Origin of the sequence: uncultured Rhodococcus sp. (assembly GCF_963525155.1) — a bacterium.
Taxonomy (GTDB): Bacteria; Actinomycetota; Actinomycetes; order Mycobacteriales; family Mycobacteriaceae; genus Rhodococcus_F; species Rhodococcus_F qingshengii.
The window spans coordinates 1-6,754 of the sequence record NZ_CAURKP010000234.1 but is presented as its reverse complement, the minus strand read 5'-3'; the positions used below and the strand labels follow the sequence as shown (position 1 = coordinate 6,754).

Sequence of the window (6,754 nt, the reverse complement as noted above, 5' to 3'; positions counted from 1 at the left end):
TCCTGGACAGGTGCGCGACACATCTCGCCCTGACGTCGCCACCCCAACGCCCCCGTCCACGACGCTGTACTCCGAGCGCCTGTGGGTGCCGATCTGGTGGTGGATCGCCGGGCTGGCCGTAGCCGGACTCCTCGCGGCCGAGGTCCACATGGGCCGCCCGGGGCTTCTCTCGTACCTGGCGTACGTCGTACTACTCCCGATCCCGATCTGGGCGGCATTCTGGCTCAGCCGGATGCGCGTCGAGGTGGTGGAGACAGCAGGGGTGAAGGAATTGCACGTGGGTAGAGCCCACCTGCCGGTCGAATTGATTTCACGGGCGGCAGCAGTGCCGGCTTCCGCGAAGAGTGCTGCGATGGGGCGCCAACTCGATCCGTCGGCGTTCGTCCAGCATCGCCCATGGGTCAAGACAATGGTGTTGATCGTGCTCGACGACCCGGAGGATCCCACGCCGTACTGGTTGGTGAGCACACGTCGTCCCGCTGATCTGCTGGCTGCGCTGGATCTCTGACCAGCGCGGTCACAGCAAAGCAGTACTTCCCGACCCTTGGTCGACCCTCGCGCTGACGGGTCGACCACCGGGAAGGGAGATCAGGCAGCGCAGTCCATGCATACGAGCTGTCCGTTGGCATCACTGGCCAGGCGGCTGCGGTGATGAACCAGGAAGCAGCTCGAACACGTGAACTCGTCTGCCTGCTTCGGAACAACTCGAACCGAGAGTTCCTCGCCGGAAAGGTCGGCACCCGGCAGCTCGAAGGACTCCGCGGTGTCCGTCTCGTCGATGTCGACGACGGCTGACTGCGCTTCGTTGCGTCGCGCCTTCAGCTCCTCGAGCGAGTCCTCCGAAACCTCGTCGGACTCTGTACGCCTCGGTGCGTCGTAGTCAGTTGCCATCTCGTCTACCCCATCCTCTTCGTGTATCCCGGTCCCGTGTGCGCCGAGAATCCGGTAGATCCTTGATGCGCATGGAAACCGCCGTGGCATCCAGATCATTCCCTGTCGCTGCATAACGCTGCAGGACTGGAATTAGTGCCCGGAAGTTCCTTCCGAGAACGTGATCTGCGCCTCATTTGGTTGTCATTTCGGCGTCCGGCCGATGCCCAGTTGAACGACCTGGGCCGCCAGACAGTAGCCGACGTGAGCACGAAAGTAGTAACCGAATCGGAAATTTCCGAAAAATGACTGCGAATTGTCACCAAGGCAAGAGCAAGCTGTGACCTTTCCACGATGTTTTCGGGCCGAATCCGGGTAGAAACAGGCCGGTAATCGGCCAACTGCCGTTTCGCAATCGACAAGGACTCGACGCGTCGAGCCTCGCTTCGGCTGTCTCGTCACACAGGCCCTCTAAGGTAGGCACCGAACGTCATGCCGGCGCCGCTCGGCCCGATGGCGAAGTAGAAGTTTCGTCAAGAAAGTCGAGGGATACCGTGGTTTCTCTGATCACCGAAGGCAGCTCTACCGATGACCAGGGACGTCCGTTCCGCCGTCGGCGCGCGTGGCCGGTGATCGCCGTGTTCGCGGTACTCGCATTGATCGGCAGTGTCTTGTGGGTCCGCATCCTGAGCGCCGAGGCGGAAGTCAGTGACACCGTCGCCTGCAACCTGCCGCAACCTTCGTCCGATCCTTCGGCAGCGGCGCCACTACCGCTGGGAACCGTCGTCGACCGCTCGAAGCTGCTCGACGTGGATCCCGCTCCCCTCGCCGCCACCAAGGTTCGTGTGTTCAACGCCAACGGTGAACACGGCCAGGCGGCCCAGGTGGCAGCGCAACTGAGCGAGTTCGGCTTCTCCAGCGCGCCGGACGTCCAGGTCGGAAACGACCCCGTCTACGTCGACCAGAACATGGAGTGCCAGGGTCAGATCCGATTCGGAGCGAACGGCCTCGCCGCCGCCAGTTCCGTCTGGCTGGTCGCCCCCTGCGCCGAACTGGTCCAGGACGGCCGCGGCGACGACACCGTCGACCTGGCTCTCGGCACCTACAACAAGGGCGCCCTGACCCCCAACACCGACGCCACCGCGATCTTGCATGCTCTGGCCGAGCAACCCGCAAACGCCGAAGTCGCTCCGATGGACATCGCACTGCTCAAAGCAGCGCGCACGGCGCGCTGCTGACAGGCCTCAGCTCGGAATCGGCTGATCTGCGCCGATCGAACTGAGCATGTGCGCGAACTGCTCGGCGATCGCCGGAGCGACTGCGTAAACGACATCGCCGTCGGCCGACGTGGAATTGGGCGCCGGGACGTTGATCACGGCGCCCGCTTCGGAAGCGATCAAGGAGCCGGCTGCCCAGTCCCACGGACTCAGTCCGTGTTCGAAGTGAGCGTCGACCCGGCCGGTGGCGACCATGCACAGATCCAACGCAGCCGAACCGATGCGTCGGATGTCGCGGACCTGCGGCAGGATCTGCCCGATCAACGTGCCCTGCACCTTCCGGCGATCCGCTCCGTAACCGAAGCCGGTGGCCAACAGCGCCATTGACAGCTCGGTCACCTCATTGGCTTGCAGGTCGCTGACGACGCCGTCGGCCGTGGTCATGGTTGCACCGCCGCCCCGATGCGCGGCGTACGTGGTTTCCAACGACACGTCGACGACAGCCCCGGCTACCGAGAACCCGTCGATCTGTACGGCCACCGAGATGGCGAACGCGGGGATTCCGTAGAGAAAATTCACCGTGCCGTCGATGGGATCGACAACCCATCGAACTCCCGCGGAATCGTCGGTGTCTCCGCCACCTTCCTCACCCAAGATCGAATCTGCAGGCCGCCATTGCGCCAGAAGGTCGCGAATCACCTGTTCGGTTTCGGTATCGACCACCGTGACGGGATCGGTGGGCGTGCTCTTCGCCGCAACCGAACCACCCTCGGCGGCACCGGAACCCACCAGGCCGAATACCTCGGGCCGACGCAAGCGGACGTGTTCGGCTGCGCGTTCGGCGACGGCTACGGCTACTTCCCGCAACTGTGCGGGGTCCAGAGAATCGGCGGAAAAGTCGGGCAACGTTCTTTCTGAAGGGCGCACCGGACCATCGCAACACATCTCTACCGAGGGGCACCACTCGAACGTCTCGAGGTGGGCGGTTCGAGAGGACGCGCCCGGGTCCTTGTTCGGGTTAGTGTTTGCAACGGTAGATCGTGACCTCGAATTCGACACTCAGGAGCGCAGGACGATGACAACCACAGGTTTCGGGATCGACGTCGGCGGCAGCGGCGTCAAGGGCGGCACGATCGACCTGAGCACCGGGGAAATGATCGGTGACCGCATCAAGATCCTGACCCCGCAGCCCTCCACACCCGATGCGATCGCGGGCACTGTCGCCGAGATCGTCGAGCAGGCCAAGTGGACCGGTCCGGTCGGCATCACCTTGCCCGCTGTCGTGACCGGCGGCGTCGCGCGCAGCGCCGCGAACATCGACAAGTCCTGGATCGACACCGACGCGGCCGCTCTGTTCGGCAAGGCGCTGGGCGGGCGCGAGGTCACCGTCCTCAACGACGCCGACGCTGCCGGAATCGCCGAGGACTCGTTCGGAGCGGGCAAGGACACCTCCGGCGTCGTGATCTTGTTGACCTTCGGCACCGGAATCGGATCTGCCGTGCTGCACAACGGAGTTCTGTTGCCCAACACCGAGTTCGGTCACCTCGAGGTCGACGGCAAGGAAGCCGAGCACCGGGCGGCGTCGTCGGTGAAGGAGAAGAAGGACTGGAGCTACAAGGAGTGGGCGGTCGAGGTCTCGCGAGTTCTGACCACCTTCGAGAACCTGCTGTGGCCTGATCTCTTCATCGCCGGAGGCGGTATCAGCCGCAAGCACGAGAAGTGGATTCCGCATCTGACCAACCGCACGAAGGTCGTCCCCGCCACCCTTCTCAACACCGCGGGAATCGCCGGAGCTGCGCTCGCATCGGTCGGACTGACCAGGCCGGCCTCCGTCGCCGGATGAGAAAACCTGCACGTGAAAAGCGGAAAATCTACCTGTTACGGCCCGCCGTGACGTAAGAGTTTCCTGAGAGTCGTTACAATGGTGAAGTCCGGCTGCGCGCCGGCCAACAACCATTGACCTCTCCGCCGGATCACCACTCTGGCGTGACGCCGCACGACACCGTCACGAAAGGGCGTACGTGGCAGCCACCGATACACGTCAGACTGCTGATTCTCCATCAGAGTCAGAGCCACAATCTCCAGCCGTGGAGGCGGCCACCGTCACCGCTCCGGCAGCCAAGAAGGCTCCGGCGAAAAAGGCCCCCGCCAAGAAGGCAGCAGCAAAGAAGGCTCCGGCCAAGAAAGCTCCGGCCAAGAAGGCAGCAGCTAAGAAGGCCAGCCCCAAGAAGGCCGGCGATCCTGACGCCGAAGACGGCGATGTCGAGTTGGAAGACATCGACATCACGGACGGCGACCTTGCCGAGGTCGAGTCCGATGTCGTCGAGGTCGTAGCAGTCGGCGAAGACGAAGAGACCGCTGCAGAGCCGTCCGAGAAGGACAAGGCTTCCGGCGACTTCGTCTGGGACGAGGAAGAGTCCGAGGCTCTCCGTCAGGCACGCAAGGATGCCGAACTGACGGCGTCCGCCGACTCGGTTCGCGCTTACCTCAAGCAGATCGGCAAGGTCGCACTCCTCAACGCCGAAGAGGAAGTCGAACTGGCCAAGCGCATCGAGGCCGGCCTCTACGCCGTGCAGATCATGCAGGACCTCGCTGACAAGGGCGAGAAGTTGCCTGCGGCTCAGCGACGCGACATGAGCTGGATCTGCCGCGACGGCAACCGCGCCAAGAACCACCTCCTCGAGGCCAACCTCCGCCTGGTCGTCTCGCTCGCCAAGCGCTACACGGGCCGCGGCATGGCGTTCCTGGACCTCATCCAGGAAGGCAACCTCGGTCTGATCCGTGCAGTCGAGAAGTTCGACTACACCAAGGGTTACAAGTTCTCGACCTACGCCACGTGGTGGATCCGTCAGGCCATCACCCGCGCAATGGCCGACCAGGCTCGCACCATCCGAATCCCGGTGCACATGGTCGAGGTAATCAACAAGCTCGGCCGTATGCAGCGTGAGCTGCTCCATGACGTGGGCCGTGAGCCCACGCCGGAAGAGCTCGCCAAGGAAATGGACATCACGCCGGAGAAGGTGCTGGAAATCCAGCAGTACGCGCGTGAGCCGATCTCTCTCGACCAGACCATCGGCGACGAGGGCGACAGCCAGCTCGGTGACTTCATCGAGGACTCCGAAGCTGTTGTCGCAGTCGATGCCGTCTCGTTCACCTTGCTGCAGGATCAGCTGCAGTCGGTACTCGAGACGCTGTCCGAGCGCGAAGCCGGCGTGGTTCGCCTCCGCTTCGGTCTCACCGACGGTCAGCCGAGGACTTTAGACGAAATCGGACAGGTCTACGGCGTCACGCGTGAGCGTATCCGCCAGATCGAATCGAAGACGATGTCGAAGCTGCGCCACCCGTCGCGTTCGCAGGTTCTGCGCGACTACCTCGACTAGTCACCAGCTATGCACAGAAGAGCCGCTCTCCGGATCGCCGGAGAGCGGCTCTTGTGCGTTTGCCGCCTCAGACCAAGAGTGTGTCCCGGAGTTGTGCGACATCGTCCTCGCTCAACTGAAGGCCGTCCCGGACGTAGTTGGCGAAGTTGCCGTACACCCGATCCACCGTGGCGAAAGACGTGTCCAGCCAAGACTGTTCGACGCCGTCGATGAACGCGCTCCCCGTGCGGGGTCCGGTGAGGTACTGATTACTGAGCATGTAATCGGCGTTCACGTCGGTGCGACTGACGCCGAGGACGGTCAGGAGAACTGCGGTCATCCAACCGGTACGGTCCTTGCCCGCCGAGCAGTGGTAGAGGACTGCACCGTCGGTGTTCGCGACGTTCACCAGCGCGTCGTGGAATGCGCGGCTCGCCCCCGGATCGGTCACCATCAACGCGTACATCGTCGGCATGTCCACCAGCGCCGGGAGGTTGGCGGGGTTGGTTCCGATGACGTCGAACCAGTTGCTTCGCGCCCCGTTCGGAAGGCGATCCTGCGAGAGCGTTCGTTCGACGACCGTACGGAAGTCGTCGACCGATTCCACTCCGCGTTCGCTCAACGACGCGAGATCCGACGGTGTCAGCTTGTCGAGGGCATTCGAGCGAAATACCTTCCCCCACCGAACGGTCTGCCCGTCCGCGGCGTCGTAGCCACCGATGTCACGCGCGTTCGACGCACCCTCGAGGTGTAGCGATCGATCCGCGGCAACCTGCGCAGCTGTGGGTCCGGCGTGGTCGAGAGCGGGAATTCCACCGGCGAGCGCCGGGACCGGTGCACACGAGATGATCAGCGCACACAGAGCGGTCGCGGCGGGACGGGCGATTCTGTTCGACATCCGGACAGAATAGGACCGCAATCAGGACTTCGTTCGAACCTTGATGTACAACGAGGCGACCGGTTCGATAACTCTTGCCGCCACCGGGCCGATGACCGCCATCAGGAGCACGTAAGCAGTTGCCAATGCGGCAAGTTCGGCGTCGACGGCGCCTGCGGACACCGCGAGGCCGGCGATGATGATGGAGAACTCACCGCGGGCGATCAGAGCGGCACCGGCGCGCGCCTGACCCATTCGCGCGACACCCTGACGTCTGGCCGCCCAAGCGCCGGTTACCAGCTTCGTGATCGCCGTGACCACTGCCAGGATCGCGGCCCATCCGAGGACTGGCGGAATGGAACTGGGATCGGTGTTGAGACCGAAGACCACGAAGAACATTGCAGCGAACAGATCTCGAAGGGGCTCGAGTA

At 63.6% G+C, this 6,754-nt stretch carries 8 protein-coding genes; 4 read left to right on the top strand and 4 right to left on the bottom strand.

Annotation, left to right across the window (positions count from 1 at the left end; genetic code table 11):
* The first annotated feature begins 10 nt into the window (after positions 1-10).
* Entirely contained in the window at positions 11-508 is a 498-nt protein-coding gene (locus RWT78_RS26760; RefSeq protein ID WP_314682048.1) for a DUF3093 domain-containing protein, read from the top strand.
* Between the two features lie 80 nt (positions 509-588).
* On the opposite strand, the gene RWT78_RS26755 is transcribed toward RWT78_RS26760, so the two are convergent.
* Positions 589-891, bottom strand: coding sequence for a DUF4193 domain-containing protein (locus RWT78_RS26755; RefSeq protein WP_003942593.1), 303 nt, complete (start codon positions 889-891; stop codon positions 589-591).
* Positions 892-1,424: 533 nt separating this feature from the next.
* Between RWT78_RS26755 and cei the strand changes: the two genes are divergently transcribed.
* Complete coding sequence (cei, locus tag RWT78_RS26750; RefSeq protein WP_003942618.1) at positions 1,425-2,108, top strand: envelope integrity protein Cei; 684 nt, start codon at positions 1,425-1,427, stop codon at positions 2,106-2,108.
* Between the two features lie 6 nt (positions 2,109-2,114).
* Here cei and RWT78_RS26745 read toward each other — a convergent pair whose 3' ends face one another.
* Positions 2,115-2,993, bottom strand: a complete 879-nt coding sequence (locus RWT78_RS26745) for an inositol monophosphatase family protein (RefSeq protein ID WP_214926232.1) — start codon at positions 2,991-2,993, stop codon at positions 2,115-2,117.
* Positions 2,994-3,162: 169 nt separating this feature from the next.
* Here RWT78_RS26745 and ppgK point away from each other — a divergent pair, with 169 nt between their 5' ends.
* Together ppgK and RWT78_RS26735 are read left to right on the top strand one after the other, a co-directional pair.
* Complete coding sequence (gene ppgK, locus RWT78_RS26740; protein WP_042449945.1) at positions 3,163-3,930, top strand: polyphosphate--glucose phosphotransferase; 768 nt, start codon at positions 3,163-3,165, stop codon at positions 3,928-3,930.
* A 112-nt stretch (positions 3,931-4,042) separates the two neighbouring features.
* Positions 4,043-5,467, top strand: a complete 1,425-nt coding sequence (locus RWT78_RS26735; protein ID WP_399552199.1) for an RNA polymerase sigma factor — start codon at positions 4,043-4,045, stop codon at positions 5,465-5,467.
* A gap of 67 nt (positions 5,468-5,534) precedes the next feature.
* Here RWT78_RS26735 and RWT78_RS26730 read toward each other — a convergent pair whose 3' ends face one another.
* Together RWT78_RS26730 and RWT78_RS26725 are read right to left on the bottom strand one after the other, a co-directional pair.
* Complete coding sequence (locus RWT78_RS26730; protein WP_314682038.1) at positions 5,535-6,344, bottom strand: tyrosine-protein phosphatase; 810 nt, start codon at positions 6,342-6,344, stop codon at positions 5,535-5,537.
* Positions 6,345-6,365: 21 nt separating this feature from the next.
* On the bottom strand, positions 6,366-6,754 hold a 389-nt coding region (locus RWT78_RS26725), incomplete at its 5' end, for a cation:proton antiporter (protein WP_314682036.1).